Source organism: uncultured Phascolarctobacterium sp. (assembly GCF_958349595.1).
Lineage (GTDB): Bacteria > Bacillota > Negativicutes > Acidaminococcales > Acidaminococcaceae > Phascolarctobacterium.
Genome location: NZ_CATWDQ010000002.1, coordinates 109,649 through 133,303, shown reverse-complemented (window position 1 = coordinate 133,303; position 23,655 = coordinate 109,649). Strand labels below are relative to the sequence as shown.

At 52.0% G+C, this 23,655-nt stretch carries 20 protein-coding genes and 1 riboswitch; of the genes, 4 read left to right on the top strand and 16 right to left on the bottom strand.

What is annotated here, in order from left to right; genetic code table 11:
• Positions 1-8 precede the first annotated feature (8 nt).
• From Q4G98_RS02235 to ispE, 13 genes are all read right to left on the bottom strand, one after another.
• Positions 9-2,402: an autotransporter outer membrane beta-barrel domain-containing protein gene (locus Q4G98_RS02235; RefSeq protein WP_298565263.1), complete on the bottom strand. Its 2,394-nt coding sequence runs from the start codon at positions 2,400-2,402 to the stop codon at positions 9-11.
• 70 nt (positions 2,403-2,472) lie between these two features.
• On the bottom strand, positions 2,473-3,684 hold the full coding sequence (locus Q4G98_RS02230; protein WP_298565260.1) for an autotransporter strand-loop-strand O-heptosyltransferase: 1,212 nt from the start codon (positions 3,682-3,684) through the stop codon (positions 2,473-2,475).
• A gap of 63 nt (positions 3,685-3,747) precedes the next feature.
• Entirely contained in the window at positions 3,748-4,089 is a 342-nt protein-coding gene (locus Q4G98_RS02225; protein WP_298565257.1) for a helix-turn-helix domain-containing protein, read from the bottom strand.
• Between the two features lie 270 nt (positions 4,090-4,359).
• On the bottom strand, positions 4,360-4,554 hold the full coding sequence (locus tag Q4G98_RS02220; RefSeq protein WP_301961817.1) for a hypothetical protein: 195 nt from the start codon (positions 4,552-4,554) through the stop codon (positions 4,360-4,362).
• A 679-nt stretch (positions 4,555-5,233) separates the two neighbouring features.
• Positions 5,234-5,836, bottom strand: coding sequence for an aminoacyl-tRNA hydrolase (pth, locus tag Q4G98_RS02215; RefSeq protein WP_298564452.1), 603 nt, complete (start codon positions 5,834-5,836; stop codon positions 5,234-5,236).
• Position 5,837: 1 nt separating this feature from the next.
• Positions 5,838-6,632, bottom strand: a complete 795-nt coding sequence (locus tag Q4G98_RS02210) for a polysaccharide deacetylase family protein (protein ID WP_301961816.1) — start codon at positions 6,630-6,632, stop codon at positions 5,838-5,840.
• A gap of 72 nt (positions 6,633-6,704) precedes the next feature.
• Positions 6,705-7,658 (bottom strand): ribose-phosphate pyrophosphokinase, encoded by a 954-nt coding sequence (locus Q4G98_RS02205; protein WP_177559251.1) that lies wholly within the window; start codon positions 7,656-7,658, stop codon positions 6,705-6,707.
• Positions 7,659-7,760: 102 nt separating this feature from the next.
• Positions 7,761-9,131 carry a bifunctional UDP-N-acetylglucosamine diphosphorylase/glucosamine-1-phosphate N-acetyltransferase GlmU gene (gene glmU / locus Q4G98_RS02200; RefSeq protein ID WP_298564448.1) on the bottom strand — a complete coding sequence of 457 codons (1,371 nt, stop codon included), beginning with the start codon at positions 9,129-9,131 and terminating at the stop codon, positions 7,761-7,763.
• Between the two features lie 47 nt (positions 9,132-9,178).
• On the bottom strand, positions 9,179-10,393 hold the full coding sequence (gene ilvA, locus Q4G98_RS02195; protein ID WP_177559243.1) for a threonine ammonia-lyase: 1,215 nt from the start codon (positions 10,391-10,393) through the stop codon (positions 9,179-9,181).
• Positions 10,394-10,407: 14 nt separating this feature from the next.
• Complete coding sequence (gene purR / locus Q4G98_RS02190; RefSeq protein WP_177559240.1) at positions 10,408-11,214, bottom strand: pur operon repressor; 807 nt, start codon at positions 11,212-11,214, stop codon at positions 10,408-10,410.
• Positions 11,215-11,228: 14 nt separating this feature from the next.
• The gene (locus tag Q4G98_RS02185) at positions 11,229-11,987 is read right to left on the bottom strand and encodes an NTP transferase domain-containing protein (protein ID WP_298564446.1); all 759 of its coding nucleotides are present in this window, start codon (positions 11,985-11,987) and stop codon (positions 11,229-11,231) included.
• Between the two features lie 21 nt (positions 11,988-12,008).
• Positions 12,009-12,707 (bottom strand): GntR family transcriptional regulator, encoded by a 699-nt coding sequence (locus Q4G98_RS02180; RefSeq protein ID WP_177559236.1) that lies wholly within the window; start codon positions 12,705-12,707, stop codon positions 12,009-12,011.
• Positions 12,708-12,709: 2 nt separating this feature from the next.
• Positions 12,710-13,573 (bottom strand): 4-(cytidine 5'-diphospho)-2-C-methyl-D-erythritol kinase, encoded by an 864-nt coding sequence (gene ispE / locus Q4G98_RS02175; protein WP_298564445.1) that lies wholly within the window; start codon positions 13,571-13,573, stop codon positions 12,710-12,712.
• A gap of 222 nt (positions 13,574-13,795) precedes the next feature.
• On the opposite strand from ispE, the gene Q4G98_RS02170 reads away from it, so the two are divergent.
• Positions 13,796-14,701, top strand: coding sequence for a YitT family protein (locus tag Q4G98_RS02170; RefSeq protein WP_293546389.1), 906 nt, complete (start codon positions 13,796-13,798; stop codon positions 14,699-14,701).
• A gap of 33 nt (positions 14,702-14,734) precedes the next feature.
• A complete protein-coding gene (locus Q4G98_RS02165) occupies positions 14,735-15,613 on the top strand; it encodes a DMT family transporter (protein ID WP_293717849.1) in 879 nt (292 codons plus the stop codon).
• A 53-nt stretch (positions 15,614-15,666) separates the two neighbouring features.
• On the opposite strand, the gene crcB is transcribed toward Q4G98_RS02165, so the two are convergent.
• Complete coding sequence (gene crcB / locus Q4G98_RS02160; protein WP_293546395.1) at positions 15,667-16,041, bottom strand: fluoride efflux transporter CrcB; 375 nt, start codon at positions 16,039-16,041, stop codon at positions 15,667-15,669.
• Positions 16,042-16,087: 46 nt separating this feature from the next.
• A riboswitch (Fluoride riboswitch) is annotated at positions 16,088-16,173 on the bottom strand.
• 86 nt (positions 16,174-16,259) lie between these two features.
• Between crcB and Q4G98_RS02155 the strand changes: the two genes are divergently transcribed.
• Positions 16,260-16,736, top strand: coding sequence for a DUF523 domain-containing protein (locus Q4G98_RS02155; protein WP_298564443.1), 477 nt, complete (start codon positions 16,260-16,262; stop codon positions 16,734-16,736).
• 82 nt (positions 16,737-16,818) lie between these two features.
• Here Q4G98_RS02155 and Q4G98_RS02150 read toward each other — a convergent pair whose 3' ends face one another.
• On the bottom strand, positions 16,819-17,958 hold the full coding sequence (locus Q4G98_RS02150) for an FAD-dependent oxidoreductase (RefSeq protein WP_298564442.1): 1,140 nt from the start codon (positions 17,956-17,958) through the stop codon (positions 16,819-16,821).
• Complete coding sequence (gene ftsH, locus Q4G98_RS02145; protein ID WP_298564439.1) at positions 17,933-19,825, bottom strand: ATP-dependent zinc metalloprotease FtsH; 1,893 nt, start codon at positions 19,823-19,825, stop codon at positions 17,933-17,935. The genes Q4G98_RS02150 and ftsH overlap by 26 nt, the downstream gene beginning before the upstream one ends.
• A 376-nt stretch (positions 19,826-20,201) precedes the next feature.
• Between ftsH and Q4G98_RS02140 the strand changes: the two genes are divergently transcribed.
• Positions 20,202-23,642, top strand: a complete 3,441-nt coding sequence (locus Q4G98_RS02140; protein ID WP_298564437.1) for a pyruvate carboxylase — start codon at positions 20,202-20,204, stop codon at positions 23,640-23,642.
• Positions 23,643-23,655 lie beyond the last annotated feature (13 nt).

Below are 23,655 nucleotides of genomic sequence, written 5' to 3'. Positions count from 1 at the left end.
ATGCTCCCTTAGAATGTAAACCGCAGCCCTGCATTGACGCTCCACTTTTTGTTGATGTCGCCGCCGAAGCCCCGTTCCACTTCACCGTAGAAGCTGCTGTCTTTACTCAGTTTGATATTAGCGCCCAAGCCCAGCTCAAACCAGGTATCGCCATAGTCATTATGCTTGCTCAAAATATCGTTAGTACCACCGGCGTCCGAGGTCAGCTGCAAATCACGCTTGCCGGCAAACTCATGCAGCAGGTCGGCTTTCAGATAGATATCGCTGCCGTTTTTGACCTTCTGCCCCATAATGAAGCCGATACGCCCGATAGCGCTGTTCAGCCCTTCGATATAGCCATTAGCACCCCTGTCGGTGGTGTAACTGATACCACTCAAATGCCCCAGCGTAAACTGTGCCTGGGGCTCGAAGAACAGTCCCTGCTGATAATCAAAGCGCTGGCCGTATTCTACGCTGATGCTGTAGGCGTGTTCCTTATAGCTGGCTTTATCTGGGAAGTCGCCGTAAGATTTTAAGTCCGTATCAAACATACCTGCCCGCGCCGTGACATTGGTATAAGCGCCGCGTTTGCCCTGCCAGACGCCATACAGGCTGAACGCTGTCAGTTTGTCCTTGCTGCTGCCGTTAGTATAGCTGCCTGTACCGTCGCCGTAGTCCACAGCCAGGCCATAAACACTTTGATCGGCCAGTGTTTTATCATAGCCCAGCTGGTACAGATTGTAACGTCCTTCGTAGCCGAAACCTCTGAACCTGCCCGCCTGCGTCCTGGCCCAGACGCCATTGTCATGCTCCGCATTGCCATGCAATTCGCCCAGACGGCTGCGCAGGCTGTCGTTGGTGTTACGCCACAGGGCGTAGCTGTTATCGGCATCAAACAGCAATACTTTAGTATCGTTATTCGCTGTTTTAGCTATTTTCGTCAAATACCAGTCCTTACTCGAAAGCCCCAGTTCCCCGCCGTTGGTCAAGGTAGGGTCAAGGTCGAACAGGCCGCCCAGATTCAGTTCCTGCCCCGCAAAGGTCAAACTGTTGCTTTCATCTGTGATCAAAAGTAGCTTGTGCGCCCCGGTCACTTCGATACTGTTCAGCTTACTCAGATCACGGATCTGTACATAATGGCTGCCCGCAGCGGCGCTGGTGATCGTCACCTTATCGCCCTTACCGCCTGACAGGTCCGTATCCATAATAAAGGTATTGCCGCTGCCTTTTAAATTCGCTATGGTCAGCGATTCATAAGCAGGTGCGGCAGACCTTCCTTGCGTCACACCGCCATCCAGCATATTTATAGTAGCGCTGTTTGCCGTCATCTCATCATAGATATCAAAGCTGCCGCCGCTGACATTTTCCAGCTCCAAAATACCGCCGCTCATAGTAAGGCCGCTTACCAAACCGCCGCTGGCCAAATACACAGTGCCGCCACTGACCTTTGTAGCTAAAGCCGAGCCGCCTTCCAACACCAGCTGCATCCCGCCGCTGTTTAAAACAGTGCTGCTCATCTGCCCGCCGCTGATGACGCCCATCGTCACATTAGTACCGCCGGCACCCAAAGTCCTGTTGTCGTAGCCATCAACGATACCGTCAATGATGTGGACGCCGCCGTTGTAGGTAACACTGGTTACAACGCCGCCGCTGTTTTGGTAAATAGTACCGCCGCTGTTTAAAACAGTATTCAGCGAGATGCCGCTTCTTTCGATAACCTGCGTACCACCGTTCATAGCGCTTACCGTACCGCTGCCGACGATGATCCTCTGAGTACCGCCGTTCATAACACTTACCGTACCGCTGCCGCCACTGTAGATCATCTGTGAGCCGCTGTTCATAGTGCTTACCATACCTATGTCACCGACAGTCTGCCCACCGCTGTTCATAGTGATTATCGTGCCACTGCAACCGCGGCGGATATACTGCGTGCCACTTTCCAGCGTGTTTACCGTGCCGCTGCCGCCGCTGGAAATATACTGCGCGCCATTACTTATAATATTTGCCGTACCTATCCCGCCGCGGATACTCTGAGTACCGCCGCTATTTATAACGCCTGCCGAACCTGTACCGCCGCTGTAGATGACCTGTGAACCGCCGTTCATAACACCTACCGTGCCGCTTTGCCCGGAACTTATGTTTTGAATGTCACCTGAGCCCATAGAACTGAAATTTCCACTGCCGGCAAGCTCTTCCGCTTCTGCCGTGGCAAAAACAGCCCGGTCCAGATAGTCTAAAACCTGCGGCAGCACCGCATAGTCCAGGGGCCGGGCTTCGCCGGCTGCTGGTCGGGGCAGCTGCGGCAGCGGCTCGGCCTGTGCCGCTGCCGCCATGGGGGCAACGGTGTTGACCAGACTCATGCCCATCACTACTGTAGCCAGCAACTTCTGTGTTTGTTCTTTCCTTGCTTTTCCCTCTGCCATCTGCTCAAATCCCTCTTTCTTTTTTACTTTCAGCTTTCTTTGCTGCTATCTTGCCACTGTACAATCACCACTATTTTGCCAGCGGCTCCAGCTTATGATCTGCCATCAGCCGGTCGATGACTTTGTTCACCGCTTCCGGCGTAATGTAGCGGCTGCATTCAAACTGCCTGTCAGTTCCTTTCAGCCGCGGGCACCATTCAAAATCCTTATGGTCGAAGGTGATGCGGGTATCGTTCCAGCAGCCGTTGCACACATGGAAGTTCTGCACCCTGTAAGGATTGGGAAATTCCGTCAGTGCCAGGCTCATGCCGCTGATCATGACTACTGGTTTACCCACGCCATAAGCCAGCCAGCTGAGTCCGCTGGGCAGGCCCACGAAAAAGTCGGCGTGATACAATAGGTCTATCCGCTCCTGCAAGGGCAGCTTGCCTGTAAAATCTTCCGCACCATAAGGGATGATGTTAAAACGGCTGTTCATACCATAGACATTTTCCCGGTCGATGCACAGTACCCGATAGCCACGCTCTTGCAGGTGCTTGACCACGTTCAGCCAGCCGTTGCCATTGTTCCAGTATTTGGCTTGGCTGCTAGCCTGGGCTGCGATGCAGACGTAGGGTTCTTTGATCTTACGTTTTTTATTTTTGGGCAACAGCCTGATGCGCTGCTCACCCGGATCAACACCCAAAATCATAGCCGCATTCTGGTGCAGGCCGATCAGCCGCCAGTCTACCGGCTGGTGCACCCTGTCGTCACAGGGAAAGAAGATGCCCATGTAGTAGCTGGCATACAAGCCTTCCAGCCGTTCTTCCGCCTTGATAAAGCTGATCTCGGGATAGCCCGGTTTGATGATCTCGATCATGTCCTCTGCCATGACGCAGTAAAGTTCGCATTGATGCTTCTGACGGAAAACTTCCGCATAGGGGAACCAGGCCAGTACGTCGCCCAATATCCCGACTGGGAATTTAAGCAGCACTTTTTTGCCCTGTAGATCCAGGTCGTGGGCAAAGATCAGCTTGTCCTTTTCGTAAACTTCGATGCGGAAGTCGATAAAATACTTTTTGCTGCTGGTCACCAGCACGCCGCTGGCGGGTGCGTCGTATACCGTCAGGCAGGCTTCCCTGTCGATAAATTTGACCCGGTATTCGCCCTGCGGCACAGTGACCCTAGCCCCGTAGTTAAAGTCGAACTTGATGCCTTCGATGCCGCTTTCCTGCCGCACTTCGCCGGCGTCAAAAAGCATGTAGGGTTTAGCGGCGGGCGCTGCTGATTTTATTTCAGGCATTCTTTTGCTCCTTTCACTGTGTTGCTCATCAGCTATATCCTCCGCAGCTGCGATTACAACGTTTTACTTGTTTGAGAGCCTTACAAGTTGCAAAAGCTGCCGCACTTCCTCTAAGGTATAGGTTTCTGTAGGAACTTCCTGCTCAGGCACAACCTTTTCAGCCTGCTCTTTGCCCCAGTCCAGCGCCGCATTGGTATCTAAAAATACTTCCAGCGGGCACTCCAATACATTAGCGATACGCAGCAGCAGCCTCAGGCTGATCTTCACCCGGCCACATTCCAGATTGCTCATGTGGGTCTGGCTGATGCCGATACGCTTCGCCATTTCCTGCTGACCGATCTGGCAGGCCATCCGCACAAAGCGGATATTGCCGCCGATATTTTGCAGGCATTTTTCATCGTACAACCTTACACCTCCACTCCTGCATTACCTAAAATATTGTTCTGTCTTTGTCTTACTTTGTTAAAACTGATTTTATTTGCTGAATTTTAAATACATTTGTTAAAATAATATTCATGCTCATTATAGCACGTTTGTACCCCCCCACAAGACATACTAACGGATATTTTCGACGCAGTTTGGCTGTCTTTTGCCCTTACGGTTTGCCAACCGCCAGGAGAGAATGGGAGCCGTACGGTGTCACGGCTTGCCGGACACTGGTTTTCAATTTTTTCTTTAAATTTTCTTTTTCCTTGAATTTCCACTTTTGCTTTTAAATTTAGGTTTTTCTTTTTTATTATGCCGCTTTCTTGAAAGCAAGCGGCGCAAAGAACTTTCAGCGCTGTTAAGATTTGGATTGCGCTTCACTCGCTGCCCGAGCTCCGGGCAACTCGGCATCACAGGGAAAGAATTTAATGCTATGCTGCGCATAGCCTGCCGACGCCTCAGACATACCCTGCGCCTGCTTGCAGCTGCGTTTCGCTCATCTGCCAAATCTTCCCAATGCGCTGTAAAACCCCCTGTATCATACGTTTTACTTCTTTAGTTAATATTCACTAATCCCACCAGTTTTCGCCTTATTCGCATCGCACATAACAAAATCTGCTCAATGTGCCATAACACCCTACGATCTACTTCTTTAGTTACTAATCATTGATGACATTATACTGTCGATACCGTTATTATGAAATTTAGCAATGATTTGTACGATGCAGGGTTTTGAGCGCACATTGTGGTCAAGTCCGTCGTGTGCGCAGCAAGCTGTAAGCGCTGAAGGGACTGTTTGAGGCATTGCTTCTTGCTTGCTAAAGATTTTATCTGTTCGACAATGCCGAGTTGCCCGGAAGCCGGACAGCGAGCAAAGCTAAACAGGACTTGCCACAGTGCGCTAAGTTCTTTGTTGACTTTCTTTCAAGAAAGTCTAAAGTAATAATTCAAATTCTTAATCTTAACAGCGCTGAAAGTCACTGTGCCCCATAAATAAATAACTATCAACCGGACTTGCCACAAGGTACAGATCAAAAAGAAAACCTAAATTCAAAATATCTAAAGAAAAATATAAAAAAACAGACATTCAAAAATTGAATGTCTGTTTGGGACTGCTTTTAAATTATTCCGTTGGCGCCGCTGTTTCTTCCTTAACTTTGGGCGGCTTTTTGTTATATTCCTGCATCACGGCCTCCATGTCGCCTTTCAGCCACAGCTCCAGCGCGTCGGCCATTTTGCCGATGGCTGCTGTCACCAGCTCCTGCTCTTCGCTGCTGAAGCGCTGCAGTACGTGTTTGATAACGGCTTTATTGTTATGGGACGGATGCCCGATACCGATCTTGAAACGGGGGAATTCGCCCGTGCCCAAATGTTCCTGAATGGATTTGATGCCGTTATGGCCACCGGCGCTGCCCTTGCGGCGCACCCGCACCTGCCCCACCGGCAGATCAAGATCGTCCTGGATCACGGCAATATCTTCCGGGTCGACGTTAAAAAAATTGGCATAAGCGCCGACTGCGACACCGCTGAGATTCATATAGGTCGTCGGTTTCAGCAGCAGCACTTTTTCCGGATTGCGGTATTCGCCGCACATGGCGTTGCGGTCAGTTTTCCAGCTGTTGACGCCACAGCGGCGCGCCAGCTCATCGATCACCATAAAGCCGATATTATGACGGGTAGCCTCGTATTCTTTCCCGATATTTCCCAAACCAACGATAAGTTTCATGTCATTCTCCTTTGTGCATCAGTTCACTTACAGTAACAAAATTATACCCTGCCGCGCGCAGTTTGTCGATAATAACAGGCACTGCCTGCACGGTCTGCTCACGGGAGGCCGCATATTTAGGACTGTCGCCGTCATGCAGCAGGATGATCGCCCCCGGCTGCACCTGCTCCATGACCCGCTGCACGATCACCCCGCTGCCGGGATTAGTCCAGTCGCGCGGGATCACCGACCAGTTGACGGCCGTCAAGCCGTTTTGCCGCAGCGTTGCCAGCACCGACCAGTCGCGAAAGCCGTGCGGCGGGCGCATCAGGGTGATCTGCTGCCCGCTCAGTTTTTCCAATAGCTCCTTGCCTGCTGCCACATCACTTTGCTGCTGGGCAGGCGTCAGCTTTAAAAAATCACGGTGCTGCAAAGCGTGCAGGGCAACCTCGTGTCCCTGCGCCGCTATTTGCGCCACCAGCTCAGGGTGCTGCCGGGCATTTGCTGCCACCATAAAAAATGTCGCTTTGACCTGCCGCTGCTGCAAGACTGCCAGCAGTTCGTCAGTATAAGGAGGATAGGGGCCGTCGTCAAAGGTCAGGGCCACATTTTTGCCGGCGGCGGGATTAGCCGTTACCGTCGTCCCATAAAAGCTGTTGCCCGGCAAAACCGCCAGCAGCAGCAGGACGCCGCCACCAAGGATGCAGGCTGCCGCCAGCGCTGCCGCCAGTTTGCGCCGGCACAGGCCATACCAGCCACCCCACAGGGCAGCCATGCCGATAAACGTCAAAATCGCCAGTATATAGATCAGTCGCACAGTCTTCTCCTCACTTACGTCAAAGAGGCTTGCCCCCTGGGACAAGCCTCTCTTAATACTTGAATAAGCTTTTTATTTCTCAAACAGCTGGCTGACAGACCAGTCGTTGAAAATACGCAGTACAGTTTCCGCCAGGATTGGCGCTACCGAAAGGACTTTGATCTTCGGATGCTTTTTGGCAGGAGGCAGAGGGATGGTATTGGTAACTACCAGCTCTGTGATGTCGGATTGAGCGATGCGGCTCAAGGCCGGATCAGTCAGCACCGGATGGGTGCAGCAGGCATAGATCTCTTTCGCGCCGAATTTCTTGAGCGCGCGGGCGCCTTCGGTCAAAGAGCCTGCCGTATCGACCATATCGTCAACTAAAATCGCAGTTTTGCCTTCTACTGAACCGATCAGGTTCATTACTTCCGCTACGCCGGGTTCGGGGCGGCGTTTATCGATGATTGCCAGGCCGCAGTTCAAACGCTCCGCCATATTTCTGGCACGGCTGACGCCGCCCAGGTCAGGAGAAACGACGATCATGTCGTCAAGATTCTTTTCTTTGATATATTCTGCCAGGATCGGGCCGCCGGGCATATGGTCGAAAGGGATGTTGAAAAAGCCCTGGATCTGGGCGGCATGCAGGTCGATGGTAACGACGCGGGTAATGCCGGCGCTTTCCAGAAGGTCTGCCATCAATTTGGCAGTGATCGGCTCGCGGCCGCGTGCTTTACGGTCCTGACGCGCATAACCATAGTAAGGGATGATTGCTGTAATGTGACTGGCCGAAGCGCGTTTAAAGGCGTCAGCCATGATCAGCAGTTCCATGACGTTATCGTTGACTGCCGGGCCACAGGTAGGTTGCACGATGAAAATATCTTTGCCGCGCACGCTTTCATTGATCATTACCTGTACTTCGCCATTATTAAAACGGTTAATAACGGCATCGCCAACAGTAGTTCCTAAATAAGCGGCGATCTCTCGTGCCAAATCAGGATTGGCATTACCGGAAAAAATTCTGAGTTTATTCTCATCTGACAACATTGTCCCATCCCTCCAAGAATGTTTAAGGTTTAATTAATCATTAATAGTATACAACTATTAGCCACAAATCCACAAGTACTAAAAACCGTTTTTTCTCTAAAATCAGCTGTTGCGGTATTTGGCAGCCCAGCCTTCAATATTCTTCTGTTTCGCACGGCCGATGCCCAGATCGTCTGCCGGTACGTCTTTGGTGATCGTTGACCCGGCGCCGATATAGGCCCCGGCGCCAATGGTAACAGGCGCGACCATATTGCTGTTGCAGCCGATAAAGGCGTCGTCTTCGATGGTAGTGCGGTGTTTTTTCTTGCCGTCATAATTAACGGTGATGCAGCCGCAGCCGATATTGACGCCGCTGCCGATGTCGCTGTCGCCGATATAGCTGAGATGCGGCAGTTTGCTGCCCGTACCGACATAAGAATTTTTTACTTCTACAAAATTACCGATCTTGACTTTATCGCCGATGACGGTATCCGGGCGCAGATGCACGTAAGGTCCGATCACGACGTTATCCTGGACCCGACAGTCGTGTCCGTAAACGAACTGCATTTGGGCAGCGTTGCCGACGCTGACATTGGTCAGGCGCACATTAGGCCCGATCTGGCAATCTTCGCCGATCTTCGTTGCGCCTTCCAGCCAGGTATAGGGATAGATGATGGTATCCGGGCCGATCTCGACACCTTTCTCGATAAAGGTACTGGCCGGGTCCATAATAGTAACGCCGCTGTCCATCAGCTTATCTAAAATGCGGCGGCGCATGATCCCTTCGGCTTCGGCCAGCTGCCGGCGCGAATTGATGCCCATGATCATATCGCTGTCGGCGGTAGCGACGCCGCCGACTTTTTTACCCATGGCGTTCAGCTTCGCCAGAACGTCAGTCAGATAATATTCACCCTGCGCGTTATCGCAGGTCAAAGTGGCCAGCACCTCAAAAAGCAGCGGTGCTTCCACGCAGTAAATACCGGTATTGATTTCTTTGACGGCTTTCTGCTCTGCCGTAGCGTCTTTTTCTTCGACGATACCCAAAACATTCCCGGCCGCGTCACGAATGATCCGGCCATAGCCGGCAGGCTCGTCCATGAACGCCGTCAGCACCGTTGCCGCAGCCTGCGAGGCTACGTGGCCTTCATAGAATTTCCGCAGTTCGGCCGCTTCCAACAGCGGCGTATCGCCGCAGATGATCATCACTGTGCCGCAAAAATCTTTTAAAACAGCTTCCGTCTGCATCACTGCATGTCCGGTGCCCAGCTGCTCGGCCTGCAACGCCATTTGCGCCTGAGTACCGACCATTGCTTCCACCAGCTCTGCTTCGTGGCCCACGATCACGACCTTGCGGGCCGCGCCGGCTGCGTCAGCCGCATCAAGTACGTGCTGCAGCATCGGCTGGCCGCCCACCTTATGTAAAACCTTCGGCAGCTTGGATTTCATTCTTGTGCCTTTGCCTGCCGCTAAAATAACCGCTACTAACTCTGACATGGATAAGCCTCCGCTTCTATGACTTATAAATGATAACAATTATATTTTTACAGTAATTCCACCCGGTACCCGGCACGACGCAAAGCCGCCACCAGGATCTCAGCATGGGCATGGTCGCGGGTCTCCAGGTCCATTTCCACCTGGGTCTGCCCGATGGGCAGGTTGCGCCCCGCATGCTCGTGATAGATATACACGATATTGGCCCTGTATTCTTCGATGTAGGAAACGAAACGCCGCAGCTCGCCGGGCCTGTCGGTCAAATGGGTCAGCAGCTTGATACGGCGGCCTGATTTCACCAGGCCGTTTTCGATGATGCGCGAGATCATGTTGACGTCAATATTGCCGCCGCTGATAACAGCCGCAGTCTTATCGGCATGAGGGATATTGCCGTGCAGCATGGCGGCCAGACCGATAGCGCCCGCGCCCTCGCTGATCATTTTGGCACGTTCCATCATCAACAGGATCGTCGCCGCGATATCGTCGTCTTTGACGACAAAAATATCATCGACATATTTTTGGATCAGGTCGAAAGTAGTTTTGCCGGGAGATTTTACGGCGATACCGTCGGCAATAGTATGTGCTTCCGGGGTCTCTACCCATTTGCCGGCATGCTTGGATAAATACATGGCCGGCGCGCCGCTGGCCTGTACGCCATAAACCTTGACATGCGGCGCTACAGATTTGACCGCCGTAGCGATGCCTGCCAGCAGGCCGCCGCCGCCGATCGGCACTACCAGCGAACGGATATCAGGGCATTGCTCTAAGATCTCCAAGCCGATAGTTCCCTGGCCGGCGATAACTGCCGGATCGTCAAAGGCGTGCACAAAGGTCGCGCCGGTTTCTTTCTGCAGCCGCACCGACTCGGCATAAGCCTCGTCATAAACGCCGCCTTTTAAAACCACCTCGGCGCCATAGCCCTTCGTCGCCTCGACCTTAGCCAGCGGTGCGCCCTCAGGCATGACGATAGTTGCCTTGATACCTGCCGCCTGCGCGCCCAAAGCTACGCCCTGGGCATGGTTGCCTGCCGACGCGGCAATAACGCCGTGGGCCTGCTGCTCTTTAGTTAAAGTCTGGATACAGTTGGAAGCGCCGCGCACCTTGAATGAGCCTGTACGCTGCATATTTTCCAGCTTCAGCAGTACCTCGTAACCGGCTATTTCACTGAAAATATGACTGCTTTCCAAAGGCGTTTTATGCACTACGCCAGCCAAGCGTTTGGCTGCCGCTTCCACATCCTGTAAAGTTACCTGATCTTTTGCCATTTTTTTACATCCCCTCATAATGGACTGATATCGATTTTTCTGTTTTCCGTATCGATATCCTTTAACACGAATAAAGCCGTATAATCATCGATCATTTTCTTTTCGGGAGCCTGCGTAGCAATGAAAAAGGCCTTGCCTACAACTTTTGCCCCCACTTCTTCCGCCAGTTCGATCATGCCGCGGGCCGTACCGCCGGCTTTCAGGAAATCGTCGATGATCAGCACCCGGGCTGACGCAGGCAGCGCCCGCTTGGGCAGCGCCATCGTCTGGATCTGCCTGGACGAACCGCTCACATAATTGATACTAACCGTCGAGCCTTCGGTGATCTGACCCACACGCCGGGCCATGACTACGGGAATATTGAAGGCCCGTGCTACAAAAACTGCCAGCGGGATACCGCGCGTTTCAACAGTCATGATATATTCCGGTTCCAAATGCCGCAGCCGCTGCGCAATGATCTCGCCCAGGCGCATGACAAGCTGCGGTTTGAACAGCAGATCAGTCATATAGATCATGCCGCCCGATAAGATCCGTTCAGGCTCTGCCAGCTGCAAAGCCAGCTCCGTCAAAAATTCCTCGTTGGCTTTTTCAGAGTGGCAGGGAATAAAGCGCACGCCGCCGGCCGCACCGGCCAAAGTCTCGACTCTGCCCAGGTCATAAGCTTCCAGCCCGGCACGTACAGCCAGAACGTCTTCACTCAAGGTCGACTTGGCGACCTCAAATTTTTTGCAGAAATATGTAAATGAAAATAATTGATACGGATGGTCCACCAGCTGCTTCGTCAAAGCAACTACGCGTTCCATACGTTTGACTCGAGCCATAGCGCCCCTCTTTTCTACTTTCTATTCTTAAAATAGCTTTGCAGCAATTGCCAGTCTTCTTCTTTATCAATGTCCATGCCGATCTCAGGGTAATGCGAAACTATGGCTTTACCCTTAAATTCCAGCAGCTCCGACGCCCGCCGCTCCACATCTGTCAGCGTCAGCCGGTGCAGCAGGAATTTCAGCACGAAGCCAAAACCCAGCCAGCCGCACAGCTCCCAAGGCTTTTTGCGGCGGGCAAAAATATCCCTGGCCTTATCCAGACTGCGGGCTACAACAGCGGCCTTGATCAGCATCAGATTACCGCCGGTAAATCTGCCGTCCGGCAAAGTGACATAGGTACGCTCCGCGCCGGGAAACGCTCTGGCGCAGTCCGCTTCGGGAATCACGGGATAATAAGCGTCCGCTGCCACAGTTTCCGTCTGCCGCAGAAAATCCTGCACTGCCGCAGCAGTCAGCAGGGGAATATCATCGCACACAAATAAAATTTTGCCGTCCGCCGGCAGAACCGCCACTGCGGCGGCTGCCGTTTCCGGCATGGATGCGGTTTTTACAGCCACCAGCTCCGCACGCTGCGGCAGGACTGCCGCTTCCCACTCACTGCTGTCTGCCGCTACGATGATCCGGTCGATCATACCGCTTCGATCCAGGGCGTCGATGATATATTCTACCAGCCGCCGCCCTCCCAGGGGAGCTAACGCCCTGATATTGGTCCCAACGGCCTTTTGCAGCCACGGCGTTTTTCCACCGGCCAAAATAACCGCATTATACATACAGCCTAACCTCTTTCGGTCTTACTCTTTATTTTTCTTTTCGTTATGACTTTCCACCATATCCTTGAGCAAAGTATGCTCGGCGTTTTCCAAATGGATGCGCGCCGCATTCTGGGCCCTTTCCACATCGCGGGCAGCAATGCTGTCTACCAGCGCGCGGTGTTCTTCCATCGTATCGGCAAGACGCCCCGGATACATCATAGAGCGGCCGCGAATGACTGTGATCTGCTCGCGCAGGTTATTGATGATATTGCGCAGCCTTTCATTACGGCTGGCCTGATATAAAACATCGTGGAAGGCAATATCCACTTCGACGATCTTCTCCATATTGTTTTCTTCGATATGCTGGCCGATCTCGACCAACAGTCGCTGCAGTGTTTCCAGCTCGTCGTCGTTGATGCGTTCAGCGGCAAGTCCGGCCGCCAAAACGTCCAGCGAAGTACGGATCTCATAAACCTCATTGATGTCTTTGATCGAAATATCCGCTACATAAGTGCCGCGCCGGGGGATCATCACGACAAAGCCTTCCAATTCCAGCTTGCGGATCGCTTCGCGTACGGGAGTGCGGCTGACGCCCATTTCATCGGCCAGCTGGATTTCCATCAAACGCTCGCCGGGACTGAAAGTACCGTCAATGATCGCCTGGCGGATATTTTCGCATACCAGTTCCCGCAGAGGTTTGTAACTGTCTAGTTTAATCGGTCTAAGGTGCCCACTCATCTTCAGATCCTCTCCTTTTGCACAGTAGTAGTAACAGCAGTTTCCAGATCAAGCTCTGTCAGTGCCGTCAAAATGCTTGCAGTTATCTCTTTGCTTTCGGCCACGGCAAAAACCGTTGGCCCGCTGCCCGACATCAAAGCATATTTTGCTCCTGCCGCCAGCATTTTCTGTTTGATTTCGGCAATGACAGGATGAGCAGGAATAGTCACGCTTTCCAAAACATTGCCGCAGCTTGCCAGCAGCTCTGCTGCCGCTCCCTGCTCCAGCGCTTTTATAATACCGTCGATATCGGGCCTTGACCCGACTTTATCCTGACGGAAATTACCATAGACCCAGCCTGTCGCCACTTCCAGCTTCGGCTTTGCCAGTACCAGCAGCAGCTTTGGCACTTCCGGCAGGGCAGTCAGTCTTTCCCCGCGACCCTCAGCCAGGGCTGTTCCCCCTGTAACGCAAAAGGGTATGTCCGAGCCCAATTCCGCAGCCAGCTTTTCCAGGTCTGCCGCAGTCATGTTCAACCGCCAGAGCCGGTTCAAACCCCGCAAAACGGCAGCGGCGTCACTGCTGCCGCCGGCCAGTCCTGCTGCCAGAAAAATTTTTTTGTTCAGTCTGATGTGAACGTTCGGTGTTTTCCCGCAGCTGCGCGCTAAAAGCGCCGCCGCTTTCCAGGCCAGGTTATCCGGCCCGCCGGCCAGCCCGCCATGATCGGTTTCGACCGTCAGCCCTTCGCCTTCCTCGATCGTCACGGTGTCGCTCAGTCCGATGCTCTGCATCACCATGCGCACCTCATGGTAGCCGTCGGGGCGCTTGCCCAGTACGTCCAGTCCTAAATTTATTTTTGCATGAGCTGTTTCATATATTTTTTCCATAAGTTAGCCTCGATTGTTTTCCTGTATACAATATATTTTATCTTGCTTCGGTCGCAGCCGCAAGATAAATCGAACAATTTTGTGAATTTTTTCTATTTTATTTGTCTTTTTCAGCTATTTTCGAAAAATTTACACATTTTTATTGTTGGCAACATTGCTTTTTTTCTGAAAAGTGCTACTATGTATACAATATTCGTAAATTTTACAAGAAGGAGCTTTTTTATGCGTCAGCATTGTTACCGTTATCTTATGGTCACCCTGGGCTGCGTGCTTATGGGTGTGGCGATCAACGCTTTTTATATGCCCAACAAGCTTATCAGCGGCGGTATCGGCGGTGTTTCCGTCATTTTATATTATCTGATCGGCCTGCCGATGGGTATTACCAGTCTGCTTTTGAATATCCCTCTGTTTATCGCGGCCTATAAATTTATGGACCGTTCCTATATCGTCGGCGCGCTCTACGGCATGCTTGTTTTTTCCGTTTCCCTCGATGCCTTTCACTTTTTGGCTGAACAGGCGCCTTATGTGCACGACCCCATGCTGGCCTGCATCGCCGGCGGCGTCATCTACGGTATCGGCGCAGCGATGATGTACCGTGTCGGCGGCAGCAGCGGCGGCACCGATATCATCGGCGCGATCATCAACAAACATTACAGTATCAGTATTGGCACTACCGGTTTCATGTTCAACATCATTTTAATGTTTATCGGCGTTTTTTACTTTGGCCTGGAAGCTGTGCTTTACACCCTGCTGGCTTTCTTCGTCATGTTCAAGACCTGCAACGCCTTTACCGACGGCTTTGATTACAAAAAAAATATCATTATCATCAGCGAGCATTATGAAGAGATCGGCAATGGTATAATAGAAGTCATCGGACGCGGCGTCACCTATCTTTATGCTGAAGGCGCCTACACGCATCAGCAGCGCAAAGTGCTTTTAGTCGTTGCCAAGCTGACACAGGTGGCAAAAATCAAACAGATCGTCCGTGACATCGATCCCGGCTGTTTTATGATCATTCAGGATGCCAACGATGTTTTTGGCAAAGGTTTTACTTCAAAACCCTCTGCCCATAAAAAGAACAAAAAAATCTTCTGTACTGTTGACTCTTCTAAACATAAATCCTGCTAAACTTTAAATATTTTGAGCAAAAGAGGGGCCAGCATGATACAAAGCGCCTACTTATCCATCATCTCCGGAGCCTGCCTTTGGGGTCTCATCGCTCTTTTTTTCAAATTTTTATCAGCCTGCGGCTTCTCGCCCCTGCAGGTGGTCACCCTGCGGGTATTAGTGGCCGCCCTGCTGATGACTGCCATTATTTTGAAGATCGATCCCAGCCTGTTAAAGATCCGCTGGCGCGACAGCTGGCTTTTTATCGGCACCGGTCTTTTAAGTCTGGTCTTTTTCAATTACTGTTATTTTCGCGCTATTGACGGCAGTTCCATCTCTATCGCCGTCCTGCTCTTATATACGGCGCCGGTTTTTGTGATGCTGCTTTCCCTGATCCTGTTTGGCGAAAAATTTACCGGCCGTAAAATGCTGGCACTTCTGGCAACTTTCTGCGGCTGCGGCCTGATCACCGGCATTTTTGCAAGCAAACTGGCACTGACCGCTGAAGCCTTTGCTTTTGGCCTGGCCTCAGGCTTTGGCTACGCGCTGTACAGTATTTTTGGCAAACTGGCACTGCGGCGTTACAGCACGCTGACGATCACTGCTTATACCTTTTATTTTGCGACCCTGGGGGCTTTGCCGCTGGCTGACCCGCAGCAGCTTTTCACACTGCTGGCCGACTGGCGTGCCGCTGCCGGAGCCCTGGCTATCGCCCTGATCTGTACCGTGGCGCCTTATCTGCTTTATACCCGCGGCCTGCAGGACGTTGATGCGGGCCAGGCCTCTATCCTGGCTACTTTGGAACCGCTGGTCGCAGCAGCTGTCGGCATTTTTGTCTTTGGCGAGGAAGTGACAGCTGCTAAGATCCTTGGTATGGCTTTGATCTTAGCTTCCATTTTTATCCTGAATACGTCCAAAAGCGCTCAGCAATAAAAACCTCTGCATAAATAGCAAAAACAGTCAGCTTGCAAGCTGACTGTTTTTTATTACAGCGCCCGGGCAGCGATAGTCCCAAGCCAGGCAAACACGATCCCCACCACGACGCTGCCAGCAACATTCAGCCCTGCACCCGCCAGGTTGCCTTCTGCCAGCAGGGTCAGCGATTCATAACTAAACGAAGAAAACGTGGTCAATCCTCCTAAAAAACCGACACACAGCAGCAAACGCCAATAGGGCGTCAGCAGTCCTTTCTCTGTGATCAAAACCATTAAGAACCCCATGGCCAGACACCCTGCGGCATTAACAATAAAAGTCGCCCAAGGCCAATGGCAATGCCAGCGGATAAAAATATAATTTGTGACCAGATAACGGCTGACAGCACCAAGGCTGCCGCCTAAAGCCACTGCTAATAATTCATGCATTCTGTTTCCACCTTTGCAAAAAAATAAAAAAAGCCGACACTTCGCCTACACGGCAGAAGTCATCAGCTTATCTAAACTAAGCGGTTCAAATGACTACAGTCATTTAGGGAGTACCCCATTCCCTTTTATTACCTTACCAGTTTTAGCGGCCGCTGTCAATTCAGGTTGCCAAAAATTCACACTTACGTTAAGATGGAAGCAGAAAAGGAGTGTGCAGCATGCTACTAGTCAGCGCCTGTTTATTGGGAGCAAATGTAAAATACAGCGGCGGCAGCAATTACTGCGAGCTGCTGGCACAATATCAGGGGCGCGGCCTGTTCCTGCCGGTCTGCCCTGAATGCCTGGGCCAGCTTGCCGTGCCCCGTCCCCCGGCCGAGATCAGGGGCGGCGACGGCAGCGATGTTCTTAACGGCAAGGCTAAAGTCTATGCCAGCAGCGGCCGTGATGTCACGGCAAACTTTATCCAGGGAGCAGAGGCAGTGCTTGCACTGGCCCGCAAAGAGCATATCAGTACCGCTATCCTCAAAGCGCGCAGCCCTTCCTGCGGTGCCGGTAAAATTTATAACGGCAATTTTGATGGCACCTTGACGAGCGGCGACGGTGTGACCAGCGCCTTATTGAAGCAAAACGGCATCACTGTTTATACCGAGCTGGACCTGACCGAGGAACTATTGCAGACTTTACTTGCTAAATAGCAAGTGAGACAGCTATGCTGAAAATACTAGAACCAACAAACGAAAAAAGCCAGTATCCTTAAAGGATACTGGCTTTCAGCATTTATTTTTTCAAAGTATGCAAATACTGCGCGCATTCAACAGCCGCATTACGTCCCTCGGCAAAAGCCCATTCTACAACGCCCTGCCCGCGGCGCGCATCGCCTGCGGCAAACACGCCCGGCCGCGAAGTATCAAAATAACCGCTGCCTTTGGCAATCGTGCCAATAGGGGTCTTGTTGAAAGCAAAGGTACTGAACACCGCCGGCTCAGGCCCTGTAAAACCGGTAGCCAGCAGCAGAAGCTGCGCCGGCAGTTCTGTTTCCGACCCAGCCAGTACCTGCGCTTTAGGCAGGCTGCCGGCAGCAGGAGCTACCCATTCCACTTTGGCCAGCCGCACGCCCTGTACCGCTCCCTGTTCGTCAAAAACAACATCCTGCAGCTGCGTACAGTATTCCAAAGTATGATCGCCGCTGACCAGCTCACAGAAATTATCCTGCGTCTTACCGGTCATCTCGCATTCCCGCAGTTCGATCTGGCGGATACTGCGGGCACCCTGGGCAAAAGCCACAGCGGCGCAGTCGATGCCTGTATCACCGCCGCCGACGATCACTACGTCTTTGCCGGCCGCATCGACAGACACGGCAGCATCAGGCTGCAGCATCTCTCTGGTTACATAAGTCAGAAAATCTTTGGCATAATAAACGCCTCTGGCATCGTCATTGATCATTTTCAAGCGCCGCGGCGCAGTACTGCCAACACAGACGATGATCGCGGCAAATTCCTTCTGCAGCTCGGCGAAAGTCACGTCCCTGCCGATCTCAGTCTGCAGCCGGAATTCCACACCGGCAGCCTGCAGCGCCTCAATCTTCTGCAGGACGATTGCTTTCGGCAGCTTGATGTTAGGCACGCCATACATCAAAAGTCCGCCGGGCCGATCGTCACGCTCAAATACGGTCACTTTGAACCCCAAACGGGTCAATTCGTCAGCACTGCCCAAACCGGCAGGACCACTACCGACGACGGCGATCTTCACTTCACCGTCAGCACGCGGCACAGAACCGGGCAGCGGCTTGATCGCAAACGCTTTTTGCGTCAAAAAGTCTTCCAATTCACGGTCTTCACCCCAAAGCTTTAAACGGGGCGGTAGATCAGGCAGGGCTAAAAAAGCATCCCTGTCAAATACTGCTTGCTTCCTCAGCATCAGCTTCACCTTCTTTTACAGCCGTCGCGGAAGTTTCGATAACATCGGCCTCACTGTTCAAAAGCCGCATAAATTCCTCGCCGGTAATAGTTTCACGTTCCAGCAGAAAAGCTGCCAGCTCATGTAATTTTGCTTTATTTGCTTCCAGAATATCACGCGCCTGCTGATGCGCTGCTTTGATAATTTCCAAAACCTTGGCATCGATCTTGCTGGCGGTTTCATTGGAACAATTAAGCGCCGGGTCGCCGCCCAGATAAATATTGCTCATGGTCTCCGTCGCCATCATGTCGAATTCTTCGGTCATGCCCAGACGCGTCACCATGGCACGGGCCAGCTTGGTAGCCTGCTCGATATCGTTGGAAGCACCGGAAGTGATAGAATTGAAAATAACCTCTTCCGCCGAACGTCCGCCGGTAATAGTAACGATCTTGTTAAACAGTTCCTCTTTACTCATCAGCACGTTATCTGTTTCAGAAACCTGCATCGTATATCCCAGCGCCCCGGAGGTGCGGGGAATGATCGTAATCTTATGGACGGGCGCCGATTTTTTCTGCAAAGCAGCTACCAGCGCATGCCCGATCTCGTGATAGGCAACGATCTTCTTTTCTTCCGGAGGGATCACCGCACCTTTGCGCTGATAACCGGCGATAACGACCTCCACCGATTCCTCCAGATCACTTTGGCTCACGCAGGTACGGTTCATTTTAACAGCACGCAGGGCAGCCTCATTGACGATATTGGCCAGCTCGGCGCCGGAAGCGCCGGCGGTAGCTCTTGCCACAGTCAGATAATCGATATCATCACAGGTCTTGATCGCTTTGGCGTGTACTCTTAAGATCGCTTCACGCCCCTGCAGATCAGGCAGTTCTACAGGGATGCGGCGGTCAAAACGTCCGGGACGCAGCAGCGCTTTGTCCAACGATTCAGGGCGGTTAGTCGCCGCTAAGATCACAACGCCCTTGCTGCCGTCAAAGCCGTCCATTTCCGAAAGCAGCTGGTTCAAAGTCTGCTCACGTTCGTCGTTGCCGCCAAACTGGCCACTGTCACGGCGCTTGCCGATAGCGTCGATCTCATCAATAAAAACGATACAGGGAGCCTTTTCCTGTGCCTGCTTGAACAGGTCACGTACACGGGCCGCACCCATACCGACAAACATTTCAATAAATTCACTGCCGGAAATACTGAAAAACGGCACTTTGGCCTCGCCGGCCACAGCTTTGGCCAGCAGGGTCTTGCCTGTACCGGGAGGGCCTACCAGCAAAGCGCCTTTAGGCATATTGGCGCCGATGGCCTGATATTTGGCAGGATTATGCAGAAAATCTACCAGTTCCATCAGGGCTTCTTTGGCTTCGTCCTGTCCGGCTACGTCGGCAAAGCTTTTACCTGTCTGGGCCTCAACATATACCTTGGCATTGCTTTTGCCAAAGCTCATGGCGTTGCCGCCGCCCAGCTTATTGCCCATATAGCGCATAAACAGCTGGCCCAGGGCAAAAAAGACCATGATCGGCAGGACCCAGTTCATAAAGAAATTAGCGAGCGGGGAATTTTCCTTGGGAATGACCTGCGAAAATTCGACCTTGCTCTTCATTAAACGATTGACCAGATCAGGGTCTTCCACCCTGCCGGTCACATAGATCACTTTGTTATCGCTGTCTTTGGCCAGCACGGCAATCTTATTGTTCGTGATCTCAACTTTCGCGACCTTACCGTCATCTACCATCTGTAAAAAGTTACCGTAGGAGATCTCTTTGACCTGCGGACTGAAAAACGTCGGTACGATAACAGTATTGATCAGCAAAATTATTGCTAAAGCCAAAATATAATAGTAATAAAGCGGCTTTTTAGGGGGAGCTTTTTTCTCTGGCATATCCGAACCTCCAAATAAGTACATATATTGTACTTACATTATTATTCTCTATTAAATGATAACCGTTCTTCGATAATTAAACAAGTAAAAATTCTGTGAAAGCCGGCAATAATACTTTCTTTTTCATTAAATAAAGTATCGAAATACTTTCTAAAAATCTAATAGCTCCGTTACAGTGATTTTTATACCGGCAACCTGCACTGTAAATTTTAGGCACAGGCCGAAAATTTTACACTAAAAAACCACAATCAGTAAGTGGCCTTAAAAATGTATACAAAGTGCAGTGCAAGAATTATGTATACATGAACTTTTGCTGTTGCCAGAAGTACTTTTTTCTTATACAATGGATACGGTCTCAACCAAAGGAGGGTTTACCATGAAAAAAATCAAAACAGTTCTAGTTGCTAACCGCGGCGAGATCGCGATCCGCGTTTTTCGAGCTTGTAACGAATTAGGCATCCGTACTGTAGCAATATATTCTAAGGAAGATACTTTGTCACTGCACCGCAACCGTGCCGACGAAGCTTATCTTGTCGGCGAGGGCAAGGGCCCTATCGACGCTTATCTTGATATCGAAGACATTATGCGCATCGCCCGCGAGCACGATGTCGATGCTATCCATCCCGGCTACGGCTTTTTATCTGAAAACAGCCAGCTGGCCAAACGCTGCGCTGAAGAAGGCTTCATCTTTATCGGGCCGCGGCTGGAACACCTGATCATGTTCGGTGATAAGATCAATGCCCGCACGCAGGCCGAACTGGCCGGTATCCCGATGATCCCCGGTTCTGACGGCATCGTCAGCAGCGTAGAAGAGGTGCGTGCTTTTGCTGAAAAACACGGCTTCCCGATCATCATCAAAGCCGTCAACGGCGGCGGCGGACGCGGTATGCGTATGGTAGCCTCCATGGACGAGCTGGACCAGGCTTACAGCCTCGCCAAATCCGAGGCTCTGAAAGCCTTTGGCAGCGACGAGATCTACCTCGAAAAATATCTGCAAAACCCAAAACATATCGAAGTCCAGATCATCGGCGATACGCACGGCAACATTGTGCATCTGCACGAACGCGACTGTTCCGTACAGCGCCGGCACCAAAAGCTGGTCGAAGTGGCTCCGGCTTTCTCGCTGCCGCAGCAGCTGCGCAGCCGGATCTGCGAAGCCGCTGTCAAGCTGATGAAAAACGTTGATTATATCAGCGCCGGCACAGTTGAATTTCTGGCTACCCCGGATAATAACTTCTATTTTATTGAAGTCAATCCGCGTATCCAGGTGGAGCATACCGTTACCGAAGAGATCACCGGTATTGATATTGTCCAGACACAAATCAAGATCGCGGAAGGCTACGCCCTGCACGACCCTGAAATAGCGATCCCCGAGCAAAAAGACATCATCACTCACGGTCATGCGATCCAGTGCCGTATCACTACGGAAGATCCGGCCAACAATTTTATGCCCGACACCGGGAAACTGATCGCTTACCGCAGCGGCGGCGGCTTCGGCGTCCGTCTGGACGGCGGCAACGCCTTTACCGGTTCCGTCATCACGCCTTATTATGATTCCCTGCTGGTCAAAGCGACTACCTGGGGCCTGACCCATCAGATCGCTATCAGCAAAATGCTGCGCTGTTTAAAAGAATTCCGTATCCGCGGCGTTAAGACCAACATCCTCTTTTTAGAAAACGTACTGCAGCACCCGCAGTTCACTGACGGCAGCTACAGTACTAAATTTGTTGATGACAATACCGAGCTGTTTATTTTTCCCAAAACATATGACCGCGGCACCAAGCTGCTCAACTATATTGCCGATATCTCCATCAACGGCTATTCTAACGTAGGCGTGCAGCCCAAACCGGAATTTGCGCCCCTGAACATGCCCAAACCGTTCGTCGGCAAGATTCCCGACGGCAGCAAGCAGATCCTTGACGCTCACGGCCCGGCTGGACTTGCCAAATGGGTGCAGGCGCAAAGTGAAGTACTGCTTACGGATACTACTTTCCGTGACGCGCATCAGTCCCTGTTTGCGACCCGTCTGCGCACTAATGATATGATGAAGGTAGCAGCGGCCACAGCCGGCAAGCTGCCTAATCTGTTCTCTTTTGAATGCTGGGGCGGCGCTACATTTGACGTTGCTTACCGCTTCCTGGATGAAAGCCCCTGGGATCGCCTGCAGCAGTTCCGCCAAAAAGCGCCTAATATCCTGCTGCAGATGCTGCTGCGCGGCGCTAATGCCGTAGGCTATACCAGCTATCCCGATAACGTCGTCAAGGAATTTATTCGTCTGGCCGCTAAAAACGGCGTCGATGTTTTCCGCATCTTCGACAGCCTGAACGGTCTTGACAATATGCGTCTTTCCATCGATACCGTCCGTGAATGCAATAAAGTAGCCGAAGCGGCGCTGTGCTATACCGGCGATATCCTGGACCCGCGCCGTGATAAATATGACCTGAACTACTATGTCGAGATGGCTAAAGAGCTGGCAGCAGCCGGCGCCAATATCGTTGCGATCAAAGACATGGCCGGCCTTTTAAAACCGGAAGCTGCTTACCGTTTGGTCAGCGCGCTCAAAGATGCTGTTGACCTGCCGATCCACCTGCACACGCATGAGGGCAGCGGCAACGCTATCTATACTTATGCCCGTGCCGTCGATGCCGGCGTCGATATTGTAGATACTGCCATGTCCGCCATGAGCTGCGGCACGTCCCAGCCCAGCGGCAGCAGCCTCTATTACGCGCTCAGCGGTCATCCGCGCCAGCCGCGCGTCGACGTAGATGCGATGAACGAGCTGTCCCGTTACTGGGAAACCGTACGTCCGTACTATAAAGCAGCCGACCAGACCGAACTGTTCCCCAATCCGGAAGTCTATGTACACGAAATGCCCGGCGGCCAGTACACCAATCTCAAGCAGCAGGCCACCGCGCTCGGTCTTATCGAACGCTGGGAAGAAGTCAAAGATATGTACCACCGCGTTTCCATGATGTTCGGCGATCTGATCAAGGTCACGCCTTCTTCCAAAATCGTCGGCGATATGGCGCTCTTTATGGTACAGAACGACCTCAGTGAAGAAGATATCTATGCCAAAGGCGACGTGCTCGACTTCCCTGCTTCCGTAGTTGAATTCTTTGAAGGCCGCATCGGCGTTCCCTATCAGGGCTTCCCGCAGAAACTACAGCAGATCGTCCTCAAAGGACGTAAGCCTTTAGAAGGCCGCCCCGGCGATACTCTGCCGCCTGTTGATTTTGATGAGGTCAAAGCCAAACTGGCAGAACTGGAAGCACCTGTCTCGGAAGAAGCCGTCAGCTCTTACTGTCTCTATCCCAAAGTCTTTACCGACTGGGTCAAACGCGTACAGGATTTCGGCGATGTTTCCGTACTTGATACGCCCACCTTCTTCTTCGGCATGAAAATCGGTGAAGAAATCAAAGTCGAGATCGAACAGGGCAAGATGCTGGTCATTAAACTGGTACATATCGGCGAAGCCAATGCCGACGGCATCCGTACAGTCTCCTTTGAATTCAACGGCCTGCCCCGTGAAATCGACATCAAAGACAGAAATGTCAAGGCCACCAATATTAGCCGCCAAAAAGCAGATAAAGCCAATCAGGGCGAAATCGGCGCCACTTTATCCGGCTCCGTGGTCAAAGTAATGGTCGAAAAAGGCCAGGCTGTAACCAAGGGCACCCCGCTCGTCGTTACCGAAGCCATGAAAATGGAAACAACGATCGCAGCACCTATCAGCGGTATCGTAGCCCAGATCCATGTAGCGGCAGGTAACCGTATCGAAAGCGGCGACTGCCTGCTGGAGATCGAATTAAAAGCTTAAATTGCAGCAATGC